The organism is Megamonas rupellensis DSM 19944 (genome assembly GCF_000378365.1).
GTDB classification, from domain to species: Bacteria; Bacillota; Negativicutes; order Selenomonadales; family Selenomonadaceae; genus Megamonas; species Megamonas funiformis.
This window is the reverse complement of record NZ_KB899568.1, coordinates 51,913-75,973: the sequence shown is the minus strand read 5'-3', so window position 1 is coordinate 75,973 and position 24,061 is coordinate 51,913. Positions and strand designations below refer to the sequence as shown.

23 protein-coding genes and 1 other RNA gene are annotated in these 24,061 nt (G+C 31.6%); 3 read left to right on the top strand and 21 right to left on the bottom strand.

What is annotated here, in order from left to right:
• Positions 1-4: 4 nt before the first annotated feature.
• From F553_RS0101970 to mreB, 5 genes are all read right to left on the bottom strand, one after another.
• Positions 5-775 (bottom strand): MlaE family ABC transporter permease, encoded by a 771-nt coding sequence (locus F553_RS0101970; protein ID WP_018998777.1) that lies wholly within the window; start codon positions 773-775, stop codon positions 5-7.
• Between the two features lie 143 nt (positions 776-918).
• A complete protein-coding gene (locus F553_RS0101965) occupies positions 919-3,012 on the bottom strand; it encodes a SpoIVB peptidase S55 domain-containing protein (RefSeq protein ID WP_018998776.1) in 2,094 nt (697 codons plus the stop codon).
• A gap of 28 nt (positions 3,013-3,040) precedes the next feature.
• Positions 3,041-3,343, bottom strand: a complete 303-nt coding sequence (locus tag F553_RS0101960; protein ID WP_008539736.1) for a biotin/lipoyl-containing protein — start codon at positions 3,341-3,343, stop codon at positions 3,041-3,043.
• A 103-nt stretch (positions 3,344-3,446) separates the two neighbouring features.
• Positions 3,447-4,886 (bottom strand): phosphodiester glycosidase family protein, encoded by a 1,440-nt coding sequence (locus F553_RS0101955; RefSeq protein ID WP_018998775.1) that lies wholly within the window; start codon positions 4,884-4,886, stop codon positions 3,447-3,449.
• Between the two features lie 83 nt (positions 4,887-4,969).
• Positions 4,970-6,007: a rod shape-determining protein gene (mreB, locus tag F553_RS0101950; RefSeq protein ID WP_018998774.1), complete on the bottom strand. Its 1,038-nt coding sequence runs from the start codon at positions 6,005-6,007 to the stop codon at positions 4,970-4,972.
• Between the two features lie 328 nt (positions 6,008-6,335).
• On the opposite strand from mreB, the gene F553_RS0101945 reads away from it, so the two are divergent.
• Positions 6,336-7,286 carry an L-lactate dehydrogenase gene (locus F553_RS0101945; protein ID WP_018998773.1) on the top strand — a complete coding sequence of 317 codons (951 nt, stop codon included), beginning with the start codon at positions 6,336-6,338 and terminating at the stop codon, positions 7,284-7,286.
• A 127-nt stretch (positions 7,287-7,413) separates the two neighbouring features.
• Here the strand turns inward: F553_RS0101945 and sucD are convergent, their stop codons facing one another.
• The 10 genes from sucD to F553_RS0101895 form a co-directional block, all read right to left on the bottom strand.
• Positions 7,414-8,316 carry a succinate--CoA ligase subunit alpha gene (gene sucD / locus F553_RS0101940; protein ID WP_018998772.1) on the bottom strand — a complete coding sequence of 301 codons (903 nt, stop codon included), beginning with the start codon at positions 8,314-8,316 and terminating at the stop codon, positions 7,414-7,416.
• A gap of 18 nt (positions 8,317-8,334) precedes the next feature.
• The gene (gene sucC, locus F553_RS0101935) at positions 8,335-9,507 is read right to left on the bottom strand and encodes an ADP-forming succinate--CoA ligase subunit beta (protein ID WP_008539731.1); all 1,173 of its coding nucleotides are present in this window, start codon (positions 9,505-9,507) and stop codon (positions 8,335-8,337) included.
• Between the two features lie 296 nt (positions 9,508-9,803).
• Complete coding sequence (gene nagB, locus F553_RS0101930) at positions 9,804-10,559, bottom strand: glucosamine-6-phosphate deaminase (RefSeq protein ID WP_008539730.1); 756 nt, start codon at positions 10,557-10,559, stop codon at positions 9,804-9,806.
• 38 nt (positions 10,560-10,597) lie between these two features.
• Positions 10,598-11,455, bottom strand: a complete 858-nt coding sequence (locus tag F553_RS0101925; RefSeq protein WP_008539729.1) for a MurR/RpiR family transcriptional regulator — start codon at positions 11,453-11,455, stop codon at positions 10,598-10,600.
• A gap of 15 nt (positions 11,456-11,470) precedes the next feature.
• Positions 11,471-12,367, bottom strand: coding sequence for an ROK family protein (locus F553_RS0101920; protein ID WP_018998771.1), 897 nt, complete (start codon positions 12,365-12,367; stop codon positions 11,471-11,473).
• Positions 12,368-12,403: 36 nt separating this feature from the next.
• Positions 12,404-13,543, bottom strand: coding sequence for a cyclically-permuted mutarotase family protein (locus tag F553_RS0101915; protein WP_015561644.1), 1,140 nt, complete (start codon positions 13,541-13,543; stop codon positions 12,404-12,406).
• Between the two features lie 27 nt (positions 13,544-13,570).
• Positions 13,571-14,020, bottom strand: a complete 450-nt coding sequence (locus tag F553_RS0101910; RefSeq protein WP_018998770.1) for a NanQ anomerase/TabA/YiaL family protein — start codon at positions 14,018-14,020, stop codon at positions 13,571-13,573.
• A gap of 103 nt (positions 14,021-14,123) precedes the next feature.
• On the bottom strand, positions 14,124-15,629 hold the full coding sequence (locus F553_RS0101905; protein ID WP_018998769.1) for a sodium:solute symporter family protein: 1,506 nt from the start codon (positions 15,627-15,629) through the stop codon (positions 14,124-14,126).
• 133 nt (positions 15,630-15,762) lie between these two features.
• Positions 15,763-16,644, bottom strand: coding sequence for an N-acetylneuraminate lyase (locus tag F553_RS0101900; RefSeq protein ID WP_018998768.1), 882 nt, complete (start codon positions 16,642-16,644; stop codon positions 15,763-15,765).
• A 14-nt stretch (positions 16,645-16,658) separates the two neighbouring features.
• Positions 16,659-17,339 carry an N-acetylmannosamine-6-phosphate 2-epimerase gene (locus tag F553_RS0101895; RefSeq protein ID WP_018998767.1) on the bottom strand — a complete coding sequence of 227 codons (681 nt, stop codon included), beginning with the start codon at positions 17,337-17,339 and terminating at the stop codon, positions 16,659-16,661.
• Positions 17,340-17,728: 389 nt separating this feature from the next.
• On the opposite strand from F553_RS0101895, the gene ssrA reads away from it, so the two are divergent.
• Positions 17,729-18,079, top strand: a transfer-messenger RNA (tmRNA) gene (gene ssrA / locus F553_RS12265).
• Positions 18,080-18,612: 533 nt separating this feature from the next.
• Positions 18,613-19,044 carry an ion channel gene (locus F553_RS12560; protein WP_167319310.1) on the top strand — a complete coding sequence of 144 codons (432 nt, stop codon included), beginning with the start codon at positions 18,613-18,615 and terminating at the stop codon, positions 19,042-19,044.
• 50 nt (positions 19,045-19,094) lie between these two features.
• Here the strand turns inward: F553_RS12560 and F553_RS0101885 are convergent, their stop codons facing one another.
• The 6 genes from F553_RS0101885 to trhA all read right to left on the bottom strand — a co-directional run bounded on the left by F553_RS0101885 (position 19,095) and on the right by trhA (position 24,014).
• Positions 19,095-19,970: a DMT family transporter gene (locus F553_RS0101885; protein ID WP_018998765.1), complete on the bottom strand. Its 876-nt coding sequence runs from the start codon at positions 19,968-19,970 to the stop codon at positions 19,095-19,097.
• Positions 19,971-20,043: 73 nt separating this feature from the next.
• Positions 20,044-21,090 (bottom strand): glycosyl hydrolase family 18 protein, encoded by a 1,047-nt coding sequence (locus F553_RS0101880; RefSeq protein ID WP_018998764.1) that lies wholly within the window; start codon positions 21,088-21,090, stop codon positions 20,044-20,046.
• Between the two features lie 29 nt (positions 21,091-21,119).
• The gene (gene sdaAA, locus F553_RS0101875; RefSeq protein WP_008539715.1) at positions 21,120-21,989 is read right to left on the bottom strand and encodes an L-serine ammonia-lyase, iron-sulfur-dependent, subunit alpha; all 870 of its coding nucleotides are present in this window, start codon (positions 21,987-21,989) and stop codon (positions 21,120-21,122) included.
• A gap of 12 nt (positions 21,990-22,001) precedes the next feature.
• Positions 22,002-22,664, bottom strand: a complete 663-nt coding sequence (gene sdaAB / locus F553_RS0101870) for an L-serine ammonia-lyase, iron-sulfur-dependent subunit beta (protein ID WP_008539714.1) — start codon at positions 22,662-22,664, stop codon at positions 22,002-22,004.
• Positions 22,665-22,682: 18 nt separating this feature from the next.
• Entirely contained in the window at positions 22,683-23,177 is a 495-nt protein-coding gene (locus F553_RS0101865) for a hypothetical protein (protein ID WP_018998763.1), read from the bottom strand.
• Positions 23,178-23,348: 171 nt separating this feature from the next.
• Entirely contained in the window at positions 23,349-24,014 is a 666-nt protein-coding gene (trhA, locus tag F553_RS0101860) for a PAQR family membrane homeostasis protein TrhA (RefSeq protein ID WP_018998762.1), read from the bottom strand.
• Positions 24,015-24,061 lie beyond the last annotated feature (47 nt).

Below are 24,061 nucleotides of genomic sequence, written 5' to 3'. Positions count from 1 at the left end.
CACCTCAACGATAAAGCAACATAGATAATAAACAATTACTAAAGAATATAACAATAATTGAAATTACGACAGAACGAGTCGTTGCTTTACCTACACCTTCTGCACCATTTTGAGCATTTAAACCATAATAACAACCTACAATAGCGATAATTGCACCAAATACAATGGATTTTAATAAACCACCTGTTATATCATGAACATCTACAAAAGTGTCTATTGAATGTAAATACATATAAATATTAATATCATAATATTCTGCTACCATCCAACCACCAATAGAGCCAATGACATCGCCAAAAACTACTAAAATAGGCAACATAAGCATACAAGCTATCAGTCGAGGTACTACTAAATAACCAATTGGATTAGTAGCCATAACTTTTAAAGCATCAATTTGTTCCGTTACCTTCATTGTACTGATTTCAGCTGTTATAGCTGCGCCAACTCTACCGGCTGTTACAACACCTGCTAAAACTGGTCCAAGTTCACGCCCTACAGCAATAGTTACTATACCACCTACTGTAGATTGTGCTCCTAAACGAATAAATTCTGTAGCAGTCTGCAATGTTATTACCATACCCGTAAATAACATCGTAAGTGTTATAATCGGCAATGTATCTACACCTAAATGTGACATTTGCTGAAAAACATGTCGCATTCTCGGAGGATATCTTAATTGTGCAATCGTATTGCCTATTAAAATAGTAAATTGCCCTAAAGTTTCTAAATGACCAATAACAAATCTCCCTATTTTTTCAAAAAATCTTATTATCATTTTATAAATCCTCAACTTTATAGCTATTAACTTTATCGAAAAAAATATCCGTGAGAAAGACTCACGGATATTTTCTCACTATTCGATTTTAGCAATGAATTTAAAAATAGTAAATAGTTATTTACTTTTTTTTAAGCTTTTAATCATTTTTTAATATTTATACTCGTTTGGATAAAATTATCAATCACATAATCTGTAGATATTTTACTTTCACGATTTTTATTGAACTCTTCTCGTTCTTTTTTACTCATTTTACCAATTTCTTCAGATAATTTTATAGCTTCTTTTATCGCTTTATCTTGATCTTTTTCGCTTTCTACATCAATTGTTGGTGAAATAACTATTTCATTATTTTTATTCAAATTTTTTATTTCATTCAAACGGTCAACTGTAGATAATTGAGCTATATCTTGCGGTGTTACAACTAATCCACTTTGTAAAACTTGTCCTAATTGTACAAAGCCACCACCTTTTACTTCTAAAAACATTTGACCTTCTTTTTGAGTTTTAGGAATGGTGTATGGTATAGTTACTGTCACATTTTCTCGACGATATGGTTTTAATGTCACATTAAAATTAACTAATTCGCCCGGTTTAGCTTCCTCTTTATCTGGAATAGCACTGACAATAGAAGCTGTTTTTCTACTAGAAGTAAAATCCACATCTACTTTTACATCTAAGATATTAGAAGGTTTATCCATATTTGTGCATAAGAAATACAATGCTTGTGTCAATTCTCCCACCGTAAATTGACCGACATCTTTAGGATCATAAAACATATTTTCTCGCTCAAATTTTCCTTCAGGAACTTCATCTGTCATTATGGTAAATTTTATTTTTGATGTACCATAACTTGCTCTATCTGCCGTTCTATCCATAGAAGCATATACAATACTTGATGCTAAAGTTGGCAAAATATCTTCATCATATGCAATTTTGGATACAAAGGTTTCTTCTTTGCCTAAATTTCTATCTTTTACTTTAACCCTTACAGGAATAGAAGATGGATATTCATTTAAAATTCCACCTACACCACTGAAACGGTCTTGATTAACTCTACCGATGATCTTCCCAAAAGAACTTACCTTCACGCCATTTAAGATACCACCTGCTGAGCCTATAATATCAGCTTCAGTCATAAAATAATTTACATTTCCCTTGTAAGTCATTGCATGACCAAATCCCAATATTTTATTGCCTTCAACAGCTGTTACTGTACCTGTTCCCCCAGCAGAAAAATCACCATAAGCCATAACTACGCCTACAGGATCGCCAGCTTTCAACGTTGCATTTTGCTTGATATCACTATCTTTATTTCCCATAGGAGCACTGATAAATTCCCCTGTATTATACGGTGTCATATTTTTATATTTTAAATTATTAGCTAAGAAATTTAAGGCATTATCATTAAAGCCTGAAACATAAATCGGCATCATCGAAGTATTATTAAAACTACTTGCTTGAGCTTTATTTTGTTTTTCTAAGCTTTTCAAAATAAAATCAGTCAAAGATATATGTTCTTCTAATTTATCAGCATTAACATCTGTTTTAGAATTATCTTCTAAATCTTTTATGATTTTATCTGTTTGCACAATGTCAGCATCAACATCTGTTTTATCTTCTTGCGTTTCTATATCAAGACCACTTAATATTTCTTCTAAGCGTTTTTGTGCCTTACCTTTTACAGCTTCTTGCCCTTCTGGTGTCGCTAGATGTTTTGATTTATATTTTTCTACTTCTTTATCAATATTTTCATCATAATTATCTTGATTTTTTTCATATTCTTCTAGTGAAGGTATTTTTACTTTTTCTATATTAGATTTATTTATCACAGCTAAAGGGTCTGGCAAAGTCCAAATCTTTAACATTTCTTCAATAGGTGTTATATAAAATTTATATGGTAATACATCTTGACCGACAGCTCTAGCAACTGCACCAATTAATTTGCCATCAACATATACAGGACTACCGCTCATACCATGAATAACGCCGTTTGTTTCCTCAATAATCGGTCCATATGCACGCGCTAATATCTGTTTTGATGAGCCTTTTCCATTATTGACTACACCTATTATTTCTACATTGAAACTAACCTGCTGTGCTCCTTGAACTACAGTTTCTGCATAACCTTGCATCCCTGGTTTTAATTCTGACGTTGTCATTATTGGAGGCATAGCTAATGCAGAATTTGTATACAATAACAACATTAAACATATCGTTACTAAATATTTTATCATTAATACTACACCAATTCTCTTTCTCTTATTATTCTAGCTGTTCAACATATACTACTACTTGATTTGGTGTTATATTATCACCAACTTTTACTAAAACCTGTTTTACTACACCATTAACAGTTGCTCTAGCAGCTGCTGAAGTACCTGTAAGTGTAGATATTTCCACTAGAGAATCTCCCATTTTCACAGTAGTACCTTCTGCCACTGTTGAACTTACTGTCCCTGCAATTACTGCTTTTTGTTCCACTTGTTTATTTCCCATAGCTAATCCTACTGTAGTCAACAATATTAAAGCTATAATCGTCGATAAGATTAAATATTTTCTTTTCATCTCAATCACTTCCTTTGATAAGTCTTTTATTTTTCCCATTAAATTCGTTTTAAAATAAAATTATTCTAATTTGATAATACCATATCCTTGTATTCTTAACAAGCTAACGGCGTACAGCTGTAAGTGCTGTTGCTACAGGTCTTTCCATTCCATCTGATGGAGAATTTACTATTTTCCCACCGATAACTAATTCAGATGAACCGCCACCATCAAAATTAACAGCATCAACAACTTCCATACCGATTAAAAATCTAGCAAATTCATCAAGCATCATACCTTTACTATGAGCTTGTCTACCATCTAAAACTGCAAATAATACATTTCCATTTTTTAAGATACCCACTGCTGTTCTAGGCGCTCTAGCCCCTGTAACATCTGGACCAATCTGTTCTATAGATGAAGTTATATCAACTTGACCATTTTTTACTAAACGAGGCCCTACGCCTAAAATATCTGTAGCGCTATCCCATGGAGTATTTAAAATCTGATTTACTACTAAATCATCGCCTACATTTAAACCTGATAATATATTTTTCCCATTACCTGTTGCAGATACAACAATTTCACCAGGTCTTAAAAGGCTATTGCCACTGTTTATTTTTACAATTTTATTATCTTTTACTACATATTCAATACCACTATTATCTGTACCTGTGGATTTTCCATAATATTGATTATATAACATTACACTATCACTTGTTCTTGTGCCGTTTAAACCAGAAACATATACATCTCCATTTTTACTTTGCACAATACCACTATAACTTACATCACCAATATAAGGTGTTCCATCTGCCAATACACCAAATCCAGTGCGTGTCAAATACATAGAAGAAACTAAATCTCCTGCAATTTTAGTTACACCATATAATTCCTTACCAGAACCAAAATAAGAAGCATTTTCAGCTACTGCTGCATTTACATAATCAGACATAGCAGAAACTGTATTTTTTGCCATCTTATCTCCGCCACCTAAAACAGGTACAAATTTAAAATATTTAGGACTAACTTCTACTAACTGAGCATGTTGTTTTACACCTGATTTTTTGCTGTAATAAGAAATCTGTGTCAATCCTGGCTCTAATTCTTTAGTAATGCTATACTCATAATCTTTTTGCACATCTATATACAATCTTCGAGGATTATTTAATTCTCCCATATCAAATGCGCTATTATCTGCTACTTTTATAACAACACAACTTGTTTTGTCATCACTATATACTTCTAAAAAAGGAACTGTATCATCATTTACATTGATACCACTTAAATATTGTTTATTTATAGGTTCAGAAAAATCTACCATTATATCGCCATTTGGCTGTTGTTTTACATCATATTTTGTATCAGGATTTATATCAAAAACAACTCTAACTTTATCTGATGCTTTACTAAAACGAATAGAATTTATCATAGATTTTTCTATTTTTTCTGTAGTTATTTTAGTTTGTATATTCTTGGCTGAATTATTCTTTGCATTTGCGACAGGTAATTGGAATAAACATATTCCCACCATCATAAATATAAATATTTTTTTTAAATTCATCTTTTTATTCCTTTTGTATCTCATATATTTTATCAATTAAATTTATTTTACTAAGAAAAAAAGACTGCTAAAGCAGCCTTTTTTTATTCTTCTATTTTACGTTCATGTCCATTTGATTTTTTACTAATTCTAGTAATTTTATCCATATATTCAAGAGCTTTACCAGTACCAATAGCTACGCAAGTCAATGGATCATCTGCTAAATAAGTAGTAATGCCAGTTTCTTTTTGAATTAAGCTATCTAATCCATAAAGCATAGCACCGCCACCAGTCATGATAATACCTCTATCCATAATATCAGAAGATAATTCTGGTGGAGTATCTTCTAATACACGTTTTACACATTGTACAATAGAAGATACTGGTTCAGCTAAAGCTTCACTTACTTCATCAGATTTTACTTCAATTGTTTTTGGAAGTCCTGTAATCAAATCGCGACCACGAATTTCAATTTTTTCATCACGAGCTCCTGCAAAAGCTTGTCCTACTTCAATTTTAATAGTTTCAGCTGTGCGTTCACCGATCATTACATTATGTTTATTTTTTATATAAGTGATAATGCAATCATCAAATTTATCACCAGCCATGCGAAGTGAATCGCTTACTACTACGCCACCTAAGCTGATTACAGCGACATCAGTTGTTCCTCCACCGATATCTACTACCATGCAACCATTTGGTTCAGCTACATCAAGACCTGCACCCATAGCAGCTGCCATTGGTTCTTCAATAAGTTCAGCATGACTTGCTCCAGCTTGCATTGCAGCTTCTTGAACAGCTCTTTTTTCTACTGTAGTTATACGAGAAGGTACACATATCATAACACGAGGTCTAAACATAAAACGACGTCCAGATACTTTACCTATAAAATATCTAATCATTTGTTCAGTAATTTCATAATTAGCGATAACACCATCTCTAAGTGGTCTTATAGCTACAATATTTCCAGGAGTACGTCCAATCATACGACGAGCATCTTCACCAATAGCTAAAATACGATTAGTATCATTATCTATAGCCACAACGGAAGGCTCACGCATAACAATACCTTTACCTTTTATATAAATAAGGACATTCGCTGTTCCAAGGTCAATCCCAATATCCATGGACATTCCAAACATTTATCCTACTTCCCTTCTCTTACCAAATTATAAGTTAATTATCTAGTTTTAATACTTTATAATATATAATACATATATTAATTTGGCAAGAAAAAGCTACTTTAAATATGATTAGCTCAAAATAAATATTATTTCTAAATTTTAATATAATTCCTTCTATATATAGTTATATTTATTAAATTTATCTTAATATATTTTCCTTTTATTATGATAAACATAGATTATACTTATATTTATAAAAGTTATGGATAAGATAATTGACAATCAATATTTCAAGTGTTATTATGTGGTCATAATAATTAGTATAAAACTTAGGGGGTATATTATAATGTTTAAAGGTAAAGTTGTCATTGTTGGGGCTAGTAATGTAGGTTCTGCTGTTCTTACAAAACTCTTAGATTTCCAACTTGCTTCTGAAATTGCACTTATCGACTTAAATGAAAATAAATGTAAAGGTGAAGCTCTTGATGCTAATGATGCTACATCTTGTATTCATAGCTTAAATATCAGAACTTACCATGGTGATTACTCTGATTGTAAAGATGCTGACTTAATCATCATTACTGCTGGTCCTAGTATTAAACCTGGTGAAAAAGCTGACCGTCTTATCTTATCTAAAACAAACTGCAAAATCATGAGCAGTGTTATGTCCGAAATCACTAAATACACTAAAGATGCTCTTATCCTCATGATTACAAATCCTCTTGATGTAGCTACATACCATGTTTCTACACAATTTGATTATCCACGTGAAAAAATCATTGGTACTGGTACAATGCTTGAAACTTTCCGCTTACGCAGAATCATTGCTGACCGTTATCATATAGACCCTAAAAATATTCATGGTTATGTTCTTGGTGAACATGGTAACTCTGCTTTCGCTGCATGGAGCACAGTAAACGTTGCAGGTCTTGGTCTTGAACATGTTGATGAATACTTCCATTTTGATGACAAACTTGATAAAAAAACTATTGAACAAGCACTCGTAAATAGAGCATATGATATCATTAACTTAAAAGGTTATACAAACACTGGTATCGCTATGGTAGCTGCTCGTTTCACAAAATCCTTTATGTACAATGAACATACTATTTTACCTATGTCTGCTGTATTAGAAGGAGAATATGGCTTAAGTGATGTAGCTCTTAGTATCCCTCGTATGATTTGTGCTGATGGTATCGTTCGTTCCTTCGCTCCACATCTTCCAAAAGAAGAACTTGATTTACTCTATGCTTCTGCTGAAAGTGTAAAAAAAGCTATCGCAAGTGCTAAAGAATAAATTATTTTAAAATTAAAGCCCTCAGATTAACTGAGGGCTTTTTTATTAACTAAAATCATCATTAAGCTAAATAATATAAAAAATGCGAACTTAAATTTAAGTTCGCATTTTTTATAACTCACTTTAATTAGCAAGTTTTACATTCTTCATAGATACCAGCTTTTTTAAGTGTTTCAACCATAGTATCACCCATATGAGCTACAGTTTTAGCAACTTCAATACCTACTTCGTTCAAAGCTTTGATTTTATCTGCTGCAGAGCCTTTGCCACCTGCAATAATAGCACCAGCATGACCCATACGTTTACCTGGAGGCGCCTGCTGACCGCTAATGAATGCAGCTACCGGTTTTTTCATATTTGCTTTAATCCATGCAGCAGCATCTTCTTCAGCATTACCACCAATTTCACCAATCATCATAACAGCTTTTGTTTCAGGATCTTCATTAAATGCTTTTAATACATCAATGAAATCTGTTCCTTTTACAGGGTCTCCACCAATACCTACGATAGTTGTCTGACCAAGACCTGCTTTTGTCATCTGATCCATTGCTTCATAAGTCAATGTACCAGAGCGAGATACGATACCGATATGACCTTTACGATGAATTTTTCCTGGAATAATACCAATATTACATTCATCAGTTGTCATAATACCAGGGCAGTTTGGACCGATAAGACGAGTTTTCTTGCCTTCTAAAGCACGACGAACTTTTACCATATCTAAAACAGGAATATGTTCTGTTACACATACTACTATATCAAGATTAGCATCAATAGCTTCTAAAATACTATCTGCTGCAAATCTTGCAGGTACGAATACTACAGAAGCATTTGCACCTGTTTTTTCAACAGCTTCTTCTACTGTATTGAAAATTGGCACACCGCCTACAACTTGACCGCCTTTTCCTGGTGTTACACCACCTACGATATTTGTACCATATTCAAGCATATGTGCTGTATGGAATATAGCAACTTTACCAGTTGCCCCTTGTACAATTACTTTTGTGTCTTTATTAATAAAAATTCCCACGAACTATTCCCTCCCGCATCAGGCATTTTTTACTAATTCTACGATTTTCTGTGCACCTTGTTCCATGGATTCTGCCATGATAAGACCTGGTACATTTGCATTTTTCAAAATTTCGCGACCTTCTTCAACATTAGTACCTTCAAGACGTACAACGATTGGAACATTGAGGTCAATTAATTGACTTGCTTTTACTATACCTTCTGCAACTTTATCACATCTGTTAATACCACCGAAAATATTAACAAAAATACCTTTTGCTTGACCACCTTCAAGCATGATTTTAAATGCTTTAGCATTATCTTCTGGAGAACTTTGACCACCAATATCCAAGAAGTTTGCAGGCTCTCCACCGTAATATTTAATAATATCAACAGTAGCCATTGCAAGACCTGCGCCATTTACCATACAAGCAACGTCGCCACCTAAGTTTACATAGTTAAGACCAAGCTCTGCAGCTTCACGTTCTTTATGATCTTCTTCTGTTTCATCGCGCAATGCTTGAATTTCTGGATGACGGAATAATGCACTATCATCAAAATTCAATTTAGCATCAAGAGCCATTACTTTATCATCTTCAGTGATTACAAGTGGATTGATTTCTGCTAAAGAACAATCTTTGGCAATGAATAAATTATAAAGATTTTGCATTAAAGCTGCTGCACTACGTACAGATGCTGGAGTGAAGTTCATTTTAAATGCCATGCGAGTTGCTTGGTAAGAAGTAAGCCCTAATAATGGATCAATATATTCTTTGAAAATTTTTTCTGGAGTTTTAGCTGCTACTTCTTCAATTTCCATACCGCCTTCTTCAGAACCAATCATAACAACTCTAGAAGATACACGATCAACTGTGAAACTTAAATATAATTCTTTTTTAAATTTACAGCCTTCTTCAATTAAAAGACGATTTACTTTTTTACCAGCTGGGCCTGTCTGTTTTGTTACTAAAACTTTGCCCAAAATTTCATTTGCATAAGTTTGCACTTCGTCTAAAGACTTAGCGAGTTTTACACCGCCAGCTTTACCGCGACCACCAGCGTGAATCTGTGCTTTTACAACATATACTGGACCTTCTAATTTTTCTTTTGCACCTGCAACAGCTTCATCAACGGAAAAAGCAGGTACACCATTTGGCACTGCAACACCAAATTCTCTAAAAATTTGTTTAGCCTGATATTCGTGAATGTTCACTCAAAATAACCTCCTCGGTTTTTTATTGCAATATAAAATATAATATTAAATCGCCTTAAAATAACAGCTAAAATACCATTATTTCAACTTGATTTTTATATTTAATTGTTTTTATTACTAGTTAAAAAATTAATAATTAATTTATTTAATTATTATTATACACTTTTTTATAAAATAGTAAATATCTATACTTAAAATAATTGTTCATATATTTTATTTATAATTGCATAATAAAAAAACAACCTTCAATAATATAAAAACTTATAAATTCTTGAAGGTTGCTCTTGATTTTTATTTTATTTTACAAAAACCTTTTTATCTTTTTCTGGCAATAAAGAAGCTGCATCTTTATCTACGATTACAACCACATCTTGATGTAATTGTAAAATAGAAGCTGGTGCATCTGGTCTTACGCTACCATATACTGCTTTGTAAATTGCTTCTGCTTTATTTTTACCACTAGCAAGTAAAATGATTTTTTTAGCGAGCATGATAGTTTTAATACCCATGCTAATTGCATATTTAGGTACATCTTCTTCATTTTCAAAAAATCTTGAATTTGCTTTGATTGTTTCTTCATCTAATTTTACTTTATGAGTAGTTGCTTCAAATTTGATATCTGGTTCATTAAAGCCAATATGAGCATTTTGCCCTATACCTAAAACTTGAAGGTCTATACCGCCTTTTGCTTCGATTAATTTATCATATTTTTTGCATTCTTCTTCTAAGTTTTCAGGATTTCCATTTGGTATATGAATATTTTCTGGTTTGATATTTACATGGTCAAATAAATGTTTATGCATAAAATAGTAATAGCTTTGTTCATTTTCTTTGTCTAATCCAATATATTCATCTAAGTTAAAGCTAATTACTTCTGAAAAATCTAGACCTACACTTTGATGAACTTTTACTAAGTTTGCATACATACCTTCTGGTGTAGAACCTGTTGCAAGACCAAGTACGCTATTTGGTTTTAAATATAACTGACCTGCTACTATTCTTGCTGCTACTTTGCTCATTTCTTCATAAGAATCTGTAACTATTATACGCATTATATATACCTTCCTTATTTTCCTTTAATTTTAAATTTTTATTTTTTATTATCTAATCTTAAAATATTGATTGCTTCTGTTGTTCTTTGTTTGAATGCAGAAGCTAAGTCCATAGTATCTTTAACAACCTGAGTATATAATAAATCAATGATAAAAATTTGCGTTAATTTTGTGGTAATTGAGCCAGTTTCCAATATAGATTCTCTTGTTTCATAAAAAATACAAGCATCAGCATATTCTTTTAAAATAGTATCTCTATTTGATGTTATTACGATTAATTTTGTACCATTTCGTTTAGCAAGCTCAACAGCTTTTATAATTTCAAAAGATTCACCTGAATGAGAAATAACCACTACAACATCATTTTCATGTAAAAGTGCCATATGAAGCATTATAAGATGACTATTATCTATGCCTCTTGCATTAAAACCAATACGCATAAATTTATAAGCTGAGTCATCAGCTACAAATCCTGAATTTCCTAAACCTATAAAAAATATACGTTCAGCTTTTTTTAGCATATTTACACTTTTCAATAAAATATCTTCATCTAAACCACTTACTGTTTGTTCTAAAGTTGCTATATTATTGGCTAATAACTTATTTGCTGTTATGATAATACTTTCATCACAAGTAATATCTTTGCTGATTATAGTTCGTTGTTTATTATTAACCATTTCTTCAGTCAATGTAAGTTTAAATAATTGAAGACTTGCAAAGCCCATTTTTCTCACAAAACGTGTAATAGTTGCTTCACTAACTCCACAATTTATTGCCAAAGAAGCTATAGGTGTTGTACAAAATTCTTCTGCATGTTCTTTTATATATCTTATTAAGATTTTATCAGATTTTGATGCTTTGAAATTTGGTCTATCTAATTGATGTAAGATCTTCATAATATTCTCTCCAAATCACATTGTTTGATGTAATAAATTGTATAATGCACCTAACATTCCAGCATCATTTTCCAATTTGGCAAAATCCACTTTTGTATGGGTATATACATCTTCTACTAATCTTTGTTTTAAGGCATTATCTATCAATGGTCTCAAATATTTACTTTGTGCCATTATGCCACCACCTAAAATAATCATTTCAGGATTTAAAACAGCTGTTATATTAGTAATGCCATCTGCTAAATTTTCCATCAATGTATTAATAGCAAATTTAGCATCTTCATCACCATTTTTTGCCCAATCAAAAATGATTTTACCATTTAATTCTTTTTCATCTAATTGTTTTGCTTTTGCTACATCTTTTACTAATCGAGTTGTTGAAACTACTTCATGCATTGTTCCCTTAGGAATTCTCATATAAGCAATTTCTCCAGCACTATTACAAACACCATGTATTACTTGATGATTATATACAGCACAACCGCCTGCGCTTGTTCCTACAGTTATGCAAAATAGTGAAGAACAACCTTTCCCTGCTCCTAACCACATTTCGCCTAAAGCTGCACAATTAACATCATTTTCTACCGCACAATTTAAATTAAACTCAGTTTCAACAATTTTCTTTAACTGTACTCCTGTATAATCAGGTATTGCATCTGGTAAAGCATAGAAGATACATCCTTCTTTAGGGTCTACCATGCCAGCTGTAGATATGGCAACTCCAGCAACTTGATAGTTCGTAATATAGCCACTAATAATTGTTTTTACTTTTTCTACAATACCTGGACCTCCATATAATTTAGCTTCTGTGGGCATTGAACTTTTTTCTATAAAATTCCCCTGTTCATCAGCTAAACCATATTTTATAGCTGTACCACCGATGTCTATGCAAATATACTTTTGTTTCTCCATAATCTCGCCCTTCTTTGCAATAAATTTATCTTAATCTTATTTTACAATAAAACCTTGATAAATTCTATTGCTGCGAACACCTGGTTTTACTTCGCCATTGATAGATATAATACTATCTCCTGCATAAACAAGACCTTCACCACATGGTGCATTAAATGGAATTTGTCCAATGGAGCGCCATGTATTTGTTTTAGCATTGTATACTAAAATTTGATTATTCCATTTAAATTCTGCTACATCTGCACCAAAATATTTAGCTTTAAAATCTGCCAATTCTTGATCTTTTAAGCTTCCTAAATTACTTACAGCCCAATCGTAAACTTCTTTATTAAAGCCACCAATTACAAGCATTTCATCTTCATTTAATTTTATGGAATTTCCACCATATACAGAGATAGCTTTATTATCAACTTCTACGCTAGCCACTTTATCCCATGCATCTTTTTGAATATCATATACATATCCATCTGTTAACGCAGTATTTGTACCGCCACCAAATACATATAATTTATTATTCAAAATTTGAGATACTGACTGTTCACGTAAAGCACCTGTGAAGCTTGCTAATTTTGTTAATTCTTTTGATTTTAAATCAAATTTATAAAAATCTGCACTTGCTTTACCATCTTGATTACCAAGACCAATATAAAGTGCTCCATTTGCATAGCCAGCTACACCATTTTGTATTTTAAAAGGTAATTCTCCAACTTTTTCAATTTTCAATTTACCTTTTGCATCAGTAGTCAAACGAGTTATAGTTTTTGCACCTACTGCATCTGTACTACCACCGATATAGTAAACACCATCTTTAGTAGTTACAGACATACCATAAGCAATTTCAAAAGGCATTTGTTGATGGTCAACTTCTGTTAAACCTTCTTTACTAGCTTTAAAAACATATACATCAGAATATGTTTTTTTCGGACCACCTACAGCAGGGCCACCGTTAGGGAAATTAGCTCCACCACCTGCAATGATATAGCCGTTATAATTTCCAGATAACATGCCAGCTACACCGATATTTTCAGTCTGACCTTGTGCTGGTGATAAAGTTCCTACAGACTGCCATAAAATCTGTGGTTGTCCAACTGTTTCTGGAGCTGCAAATGCTGAAGTTAACGGTAAAGTAGCTGCTACTGTAGCAGAAACAATCAAGCTAGCTAATAATTTTTTCATATTAATCCACCTCATATATTATAAAAATTAAATTTTTACTTTAAAAATGCCTTTTTTCAAATCACTTACTTTAGTTGCTATAACACCTGTGCGATGTGCATCTTCTGGATAACAAATCAAGAAATCACCTGGTTTTAAAATTACACTAGCTTGCATATCACCTTCCATAGGTAGAAAATCGTCCGCTTCTTTATATTCACCAAGTTTCATATTTTCAATGAAGTTAATATCTATGGTTTCTTCGCCTTTGACTAAAATATGAATATCTAAATATGCTTTATGTGCTTCCCAAAAACGTTCTTCACGTTTTACTGTAGTATATTCTGCAACATTCACATAAAGATTATCTCCATCAATTTTATGTGTTCCTTTTTCATAATTTAATAAATCATGTTCTTTTACATATTTAAAACAAGCTTTCACATTTTCAGGCAAAAACTCATATGTTTTTTCTTGATTAATATTGCCAAAAATCATTAAAATGCCTCCAAACTATATTTAAAATCATAAAAAATTATCTAAACATTAAATGTTGAAATTGCATTAATGAAAACACAATTTCAACATTTATTTACATCAATTATTTACTAGATGGAGCTTTACTTGTATATACAGTAGTTCCTTTTGGAGCCACAAAACTTTTATCTGTTAAATAGCTTACAATATTACCAACTACTAAAGAGCTAATAATTGTAATAATTGTATATGTCCAGTAAGAAACAGATGGTACAAAATATTTGAGATAAATTACGATGATGCTAGATACGATGAATGCTGCAACAGCACCTTTAGCATTTGCATGTTTGCTAAATGCACCAAGTACGAACATACCTACTAAAGCGCCAAGTGCTAAACCAATAAAGCTATTGAACCATTCATAAGCAGATTTAATATCTCCACTAGCTAAGAATATAGCTACGATGATAGCTAAAATACCAATACCTAAAGAAATATATTGAGCTATTTTTGTTTGACGTTCACTAGACATTTCAGGATTGATTACAGATTGAATATCTAATACCCAGCTTGTAGCTACGGAGTTAATACCTGTAGATAAAGTGGACTGAGCTGCTGCGAAAATTGCTGCAAGTAAGATACCAGTAATACCTGCTGGTAATTCATATGTGATATAAGTTGCAAATACTAAATCTTGACGAGTAGTCATCAAAAGGTCTGGATTTTGAGTATAGAATACATATAAACTTGTACCAACTAAATAGAATACAGTTGCTGCAAAAATGGATAATACCCCATTACCTAAAGTCATTTTATTTAATTGTTTAATATCTGTTGTAGTTGTAAAACGCTGTACGATATCTTGGCTGGATACATAAGAAGAAAATGTTGTTAAACCGCCACCGACTAAAATTACGAATACACTTGTAGATAAAATATCAGAGCTAAACCAAACTTCATTTTCTAATAAGAATTTATGACCAGTAGTCAAAGTATTCATAACAGTGCCAAATCCACCATTAATGCTTGCAATCATAACTACTAAAGTCAACGCAATACCTACGATTAAAACTACACCTTGGATAAAGTCTGTCCATAAAACGGCTTTTAAGCCACCGCTATAAGAATAGATAATTGCAATAATACCCATTACAATAATTAAAATATTTACATTTATACCAGTAAGTTCAGCTAAAGCAATGCAAGGTAAGTACATGATGATAGACATACGACCAGTTTGGAAAACAATGAACATTAACGCACCTAAGATACGTAATCCTTTGCTACCAAATCTTTTTTCTAAGTAATGATAAGCTGTATCAATTTGAAGAGTGCTGTATATTGGTAAGAAATATTTAATAGTTAATGGAATGGCAATCAACATACCAATTTGAGCCCACCATAAAATCCAAGAACCACCATAAGAGTTACCTGGTAATGATAAAAATGAAATAGGACTTAACAAAGTAGCAAAAATAGATACACAAGTTACCCACCAAGGAATAGTTCCGTCACCTTTGAAAAATTCTTTGCCTTGATGTTCTTTGTTAGAAAACCATAATCCAGCAAATAAAACGCCAAGTAAATATATTACTAACACAGCAGTATCTATCCATGTAAATCCCTGCATCTTTTTTCCCTCCTAAATTATCATTTATTTTTTTAAAATTCTTTATTTTAAATCTTTTTTTTAAAAAGGTGCATTAAACCAATGATTAATGCACCTTTTCATGAGCTAAAATTTACTCAATTCTCAATTAAAATCAAAAATATTTTTTATAAATTTCTTTAGCTCTAGCTCTCATTTCTGGAGAATATTTTTTCATTGGTTCACGGCAACAACCAGCTTCAACACCAGCTTCTTCAAGCAATAATTTTATAGTGCCATATAAACCATTGTCTAAGATATCTGTGATTAAATCATTTGTAACATGTTGAATTTCAAGAGCTTCAGAAATTTTTTCTTGTTTTGCCAATTCAAAAGTCTGACGAGCACGTATACCATTTACGTTATAAGTAGAACCAATAGCACCATCTACACCTAATACTGTAGCAGGTAAGAGCATTTCATCAAAACCAGCAAAAATTAAAACATCTGGATAAGTTTTTCTCATTCTTTCTAATAAATAGAAATCTGCTGCTGTGAATTTAACACCAACGATTTTGGGATTAGCAAATAATTCACCAAATTGAGCAAGGCTCATATCTACACCAGTTAAGAAAGGAATAGAATAAATAATCATTCTGTTATCTACATCTTTGATGATTGTTTCATAGTAGTATTTAATTTCATCAAAGCTAAATTTATAATAAAATGGAGTTACAGCACTGATTGCATCATAACCTAAATCTGTAACAAAATTAGCAAGTTCTACGGATTCTTTAAGATTGATAGAACCAACTTGAGCAATCAAAGTGATATCATCTTTTGCTTCATCTTTAGCAATTTCAAAAATACGTTTTTTCTCTTCTGTGGAAAGCATAAAGTTTTCACCTGTGCTACCACCAACATATAAACCGTCCATTTTGCATACATCAATATTATGACGTACAATCTGACGTAAACCTTTTTCATTTATATTGCCATTTTCATCAAAAGCTACTAATAAAGCAGAATATAATCCTTTTAAATCTCTAGTTGACATTTTATTTCCTCCAATTATTTTATATCAATATCTTTTAAAACATTAACAAAGTTTTTAGCTATCAACTGTGGTCTTGTGATTGCTGAACCGACAATCGCACCAAAAGCACCACATTCATAAGCTATTTTTAAATCTTCTGGTGTATTTATTCTACCTTCTGCAAAAACTGGGATATCAAGTCTATCCACCATTCTTGCTACCAACCCAAAATCAGGACCTTTTAATTTAGGTGTATAATCTGTATATCCAGATAATGTTGTAGATACACAATCAAAACCTATTTTCTGAGCAAAAATTCCTTCTTCATCATTAGAGATATCAGCTAAAGCGATTTTACCATTGTCTTTTATCAATTTAACTAAATCCTCTAATTTTTCATCATTTGGACGTTTACGCAATGTCGCATCTAAAGCGATTATTTCACAACCACTTTCCAATAATTCTTCTACTTCTTTTTTTGTAGCTGTGATATAAATTTCAGAATCATCATAGTTTCGTTTAATCAAACCGATAACAGGAAGACCTGTTACTTTTTTAATTTCTTTTATATCTTCTACACCTTGTGCTCGTATACCCACTGCACCAGCCTGTTTTGCTGCTAACGCCATTCGTCCCATAATAAACGGGCTATGTAATGGTTCATCAGGAAGAGCTTGACAAGAAATTATTAATTTTCCTTTAAACTGTTCTAACAATATTGATAACTCCTCTCTCTATTTAAATTAAATTTATTATTTATTCCTTATGTTTTTTCTTACAAGCTTATTATAATACTACTCTATCAAAAATGCAATATTATTTCAAAATATTTTTAAGAAAATTTTATAAATAGCAACTTTATTTAACATAATAAAAATTATTAAAAATAAATTTATAACCAAAAAGACTTTTAAAATCAACATTTTAGCTTTAATAACTTCTTTTGTATATCAAATTTCAATCTAGAAAAAATCTTTCATTAGCAAAAGAATTTTCATTTCAAATATATTCTTCTAAAATTTTGATATAAAATTTCATTTTACATCTATATCCGCCTTATTTTATTGCTTTTAATTATTATTTATGATATAATATATTAACTCTCGGGGATGTAATGGTTTCGACGGGGGTAGTTGGTGCATGGTAAGCGAGTCGGGAGGTCATCAACCCGTTAGTAAGGTGAAACTTTTATTTAAATATAAAAGCTAACAAAGAATACGCTTTAGCAGCTTAATGCTAACCTCTTTCTATTCTTTTCCCACGTGAATAGAAAAGAGGCCAATAGTGGGATACTTAAAAATCAATTCTCGGAGATTTTTAGGGAATTTTATCGAGATAGTAAAATTGTAGCCTGTCTATAGGCGATGATTTTATAAAATTAAAATATAGACTGCACTCGGAGAAAGCTGTGAAACAATACTTTCGGACAGGAGTTCGATTCTCCTCATCTCCACCAAAATCAACAATAATTTTTTAACATAAAAAACCAGTATACTAAACAGTAATACTGGTTTTTATTTATTTTAAGGAGTATTTACTTTGATACAAATTCTTCAAGAACTCTCTATTTTATGTTTAAGCACTATTTTCATGTTATTTTTCTTATTGATTAATATTTATCATAAAGAAATTTATTTCACTATAGATAGTACAACACTATTTATCAAGGCCCATATCATAGCTAAACAACCTCTTAAATTTTTATATACGACAATTTGCAAAAGCTCTATCTTATTTCGTTTATTATCGCTCATTTTAATATGTGGTCTTTGTCTATGTCTATTTTTCTATCTCACTAAAAATTTTTCTCTTATTTTCTCTACAATATTAGTAATACCTCTATCTTTGTTTATTATTTACATCTTTTATTATTTGATTTCTTTACTTTCTATTATATTGATAAAAATCATCAATGTTGGTTCTTTTAGTCTAAATTTCATTTTTGCCTTAATCTACATAAATCTATGTTTAATCTATTTTGCTTATCCCTTGAGTTCTAATCTTTTAATTCACAATATTGCTTTTTACTTATCTTTTATCAATCTAATTCTCTGCTACTTACTTTTAGCTAATACATTAAAATTTATTTTGCAAAATATCTTAGCTTATACAAATATCTTCAATCATAGCAATTTATGGAAAGTAGCCCTACTTATTATTTTTTATTTTCTCAGTACCTTAACATTATTTTGCTATATTGGCAGTATTTATTATGTTGATGCCTACTCTATAAATAATCCAAATATCTTTGATTTATTTTATTATGTAGTCATTGCTTTTGGCACAATAGGTTATGGTGATATTTATCCTACTTGCTATTATACTAAAGCAATCGCTATTCTTATTGTATTTACAAGTATAAGCTGTATAAGTATTATGCTCAGTAGTTTTCTTTCTGTTTCTCATGAAAAAAATAAATAAACCTACAAAAAAAGAAGTTATACCTAAACATAGATATAACTTCTTTTTTATTATTCATTTCTAACTGTAACTAAAAATACACCTATAAAAATCAATATACTTCCTATCCAGAAATTCAAAGTGATTTGTTCATCTAAAATTAACCAGCCTAAAAAAGTCCCTACTATAGGTTGAAAAAAGAAAAATAATCCACTAGCACCTGCTTCCATCAATAAAAGACCTTTATTCCAAAGCAAAAATGCTCCTGCTGTAGATACTGCCCCTAAATATACTACCGAGCCAATCGCTACAGGATTTAAGATTTCATCCCATGGCAATAAATCTAATGTCGGTATATTAAGTGGTGCTAAACATACAATTCCTGTTATTACAGCATAAAAATTTATTAATAATGGCGGATATTTACTAGGTATCAATTTTAACATTACAGACATCAATGCCCATGTCAATGCTGCTATGGTAGAAAAAAGTACACCTAATTGTTTATCAAAATCCATATTATCAACGCCAGCAATCATGATTACACCGACAGTGGCTAAAATAACGGATAATATTTTACGCAAAGTGATTTTTTCTTTTAAAAGCCATACAGCAAAAATCAACATAAATGCTGGTGTCGCTGAAGTAACAACTGAACCCATCTGTGCTGAAGAATACATTGTTCCATATTCTTGAGTAACAATAGAAATAGTATGTCCTATTATCCCTATACTGATTAATAATAATATATCTTTTTTATCTATTTTTAAATTAATGCCTTCATAGATTACAACCATTGATAATACCACAAAGGCTACTAAATAACGAAACCATACTAACGGTATTGGCGGTATTATATCCACTACTAATTTTACAGCTACAAACATACCGCCCCAAATACTAGCTGCTATGGTTAAAAAAATTCCGCCTAATACTCTATTTGGCATTTTTAACTCCCTCTACTTCTATTTTTCTATGTAGCTATTTGCTTATGAAATTCATCATAAACAAATAGTTTTTTTATTTTTGTAAACGCTTGTTTATCATTGGCCAAATATCTTTAGTCTCAAAACCTTTTCTCCATGAGGCTACTCCTGCAAGTTTATATTTTTTAACTAAATCTACTTTTAAGCGCAAAGAATTTACATCTTCTTTCCATACACGATATATTTTTCCATCTTCATGATAAGCAAAATATATCTGACCTTCATTTTTTAGCCAAATAGGATATTTGTCTTTTTCTTTCATTAATTTATTGGCATCTTCCATATTTAAGGTTTTAGCCGATACATTACCTTCATAATCTTCTTCCCATAAGCGCATATACAAAGGAATTCCTAAGATGATTTTTTCTGAAGGGACTTGCTCTGTTAAATCTTTTACTCCATTTTCCACCCAATTTAATGATGCTACTGACCCTGCTGTTTTAGATAATCTACCATGTTCATCATATGCCATCAAAACAAGATAATCTACATATTCACCCAATGCTTTTCTATCATAACATTTAGACCAATTTTCCATATCTGAAGCCACCGTTATATCCATAGAGATTATAACTTCATCTTGATGTAGTGCCTCAGTTACTTCTTTCATAAATTCAGTCAATTTATCTCTATCTTCATCATAGATATTTTCTAAATCAAAATTATAGCCTTCAATATTATAACGATGTGCATAAAATATTAATTGACGAATGATATAATCCTTTGCCTTTTTATCATTTAACCATTTATGTGTCATTTCGGCATTAAAATCATTATGAATTAATGGCCATATTTTATAACCTTTTTCTCTTGCATTTTTTAAATAATTTATATCTATCTTATTTTGAATATGCCCTTGTTCACTATCAATTACAAACCATGATGGTGATATGACATTTACTCCTGATATCTTATCAATTTTTGATAAATCATTTTCTTCATCAATAACTGGTTGCCATACTAAATTTATTTTTTCTGATGTTTCTTTAGATAAATTATCATTTTGACCTGCTAAACATATTGATATCATCATCATATATATTCCCAAAGTCATATAGATAATTTTTTTACATAAATGCAACTGCTCTTCCCTTCTCCTTATATCAATCATTATTTGCTATAAATTTTTTCCTTTAAAGCTATACCTGTAGGTGTAGTAGCTAAACCGCCAGTAGCTGTTTCACGTATACTTTTTGGCATAGATTTACCAATGCGATACATAGCATCAATTACTTCATCTACTGGTATCACTGATTTTATACCAGCAAGAGACATATCTGCTGCTAAAATCGCTACTGTCGTTGCAAATCCATTGCGTTTTACACAAGGAACTTCCACAAGCCCTGCCACAGGGTCGCAAGCTAAACCTAATAAATTTTTAATCGCTAAGGCTACTGCATTGCCAATCTGTTCTGGAGAGCCACCTGCAAGATGAACTAACGCTCCCGCTGCCATGCCAGCTGCTGAACCGCATTCAGCCTGACAACCACCTTGAGCACCTGCAATCATGGCATTATTTTCAATCACCATGCCAATACCTGTCGCTGTAAATAATGCATTACAAATCTGCTCATCATCATAATTATAATGATTTTGAGCAGCAATCAAAGCCCCTGGAACAATACCACAAGAACCAGCTGTTGGGCAAGCAGCTATTTTCCCCATAGCAGCATTTGTTTCTGCTACAGCTACTGCATAAGAAGCTGCTTCTTTGACAAAATCTCCAGCAAAACTATCTTTAAATGTGAATAATTTTTGAGCATCTCCGCCCACCATGCCACTGACAGATTTTTGCGTATTATTTATACTTTTTTCTGCTGACTCTTTCATTACTTGCCAAATAGTTTGCATATTTTCTTTAATATAAATCACAGATTTAAAACTATGTGTTGCTTCATATTCTACAACGATATCATCAATAGTTCGCTCTTGTGCATTTGCTATATCTATCAAATCTTGTATGCAAGAAAAATTTATCACAAAATCACCTCATTAAATAGCATCAATTCGCAATACTTTTTTTACCCCAATTACTCTACTGCAAGCTTTTACTGCCTCATCAGAAATTGTATCATCAACTTCAATGTTCATCAAAGCTTCTGCTCCTCTTTCGCTTCGAGAAACTTTCATATAGGCAATATTTATATTATAGCGTGCTAAAGCTGCAGTAACACCATTTACTACACCTGGCATATCTTGATGTACGATAATTATTGATGGATATTTCCCACTTAATTGTACTTCATAATTATTAACAGCAGAAATAATTATATTGCCTCCGCCAATGGACGCACCTGTAACTTCTATTTTTCTATCTGTTACACCTATCAATTCTATAATAGCTGTATTAGGATGTGCATCTTCTAAATCTACTTTAGAGAAATTAAATTCAATATTTTTCTCTTTGGCTATTTCTAAAGAATTACGTATTCTTTCATCATCTGGTTTAAAACCCATTATACCTGCAATCAAAGCTCTATCTGTACCATGACCTTTATATGTTTGCGCAAATGAACCATATAATTTTATATTTATAATTTTTACTTCTTCACCTAAGATAGCTCTAGCCATCAATCCCAATCTCACAGCACCTGCTGTATGTGAACTTGATGGCCCTATCATTATTGGTCCGATAATATCAAATGCACTTCGCATTATTTCTCCTCCTTAATATTAAAATTTAAATTTTTTATCTTCATCTCCCAATGGTTTATCTTTATCAGGATTATTTTTTAAACTAGGTATGATATTTTTTACATCTTCTTTTGCCTTATTAAAAATATCTTTATATTTATCAGCATATTCGCTAATATCCGGCATATCATCTTTTATCCATGCATTGGCAGCCTTACCTACAGCATAAGTTACAGCCATACCGATTGGAATTTGTAATGGTGGAAATGGTATCAAAGTCGCTAAACTTTGACCTACAAATGTACCACCTAAAGCTCCTACAAAAGCACAGCTAGCCGTTTCGTCGAATTTTTTATCATATACATTTGCTATACGTTTTATCAGATAGATTTCATTAGCAGCTAGAGCAATTTGACCAAGTATAGGTGCTACGACAATTACGCCAGCTCTAGCAGCAGCCCAGCGACATAAAGATTCTACTTCTTGCTCTATTTCCTCTTCCGATTTTATTACCTTCATCAAATCTTCATTCATCAAAAACACTCTCCTTTTATAAAATTTATATCCTAGACTATATATTTTCTCTTTATATAATTAGCTCTTTTTCTCGTCAATCCTCTTATTTCTAATTAAAACAGAAAATAAGAAAAAGCTCAACTATCTATCATTATTTTAGATAATTGAGCCTTTATTTTATCAAAATAATTAACCTATACTAAGTGGCAATACATAACAATAAATTGTAATAAAATGAGCTGCACTGCCTAAAATCACAAAAACATGCCAAATAACATGATTATATGGTATCTTGCGGATTAAATAAAAAATCGCACCAATACTATATAAAACACCACCAGCTACAAGCCACCAAATAGCTTCTACAGACAAAGTATCAAGTAGCGGATTTACGATGGTAACAGCAAGCCAACCCATGACTAAATAACAAATAGTACCAATGACACGGAAACGATTATAAAAGAAAATTTGAAATACTATTCCCGCTAAAGCCAATCCCCAAACTACGCCAAATACAGCCCAGCCCAAAGTACCATATAGAGCTATCAAAGCAAATGGCGTATAATTGCCTGCAATTAGTAAATATATTGCTGAATGGTCTATACATTTAAACACAGATTGCACTTTTTGACTGCAAAAACTAAAACTATGATACAGTGTCGAAGCTAAATATAATAATATCATGGAAACACCATATACTATGATACTTGTTAAATGCAAAATTCCTTTATCATAGCCATAATACAACATTACAACCAAACCAATAACAGCTAGTAGCGTTCCCACTCCATGGGTAATCGCATTTAAAATTTCTTCTATTTTTTTTGTGGACTTATATACATATTCTGTACTCATTTTATCGCCTTCTTTCCTACAAGCTTTAAATCTTTTTAACATCAACA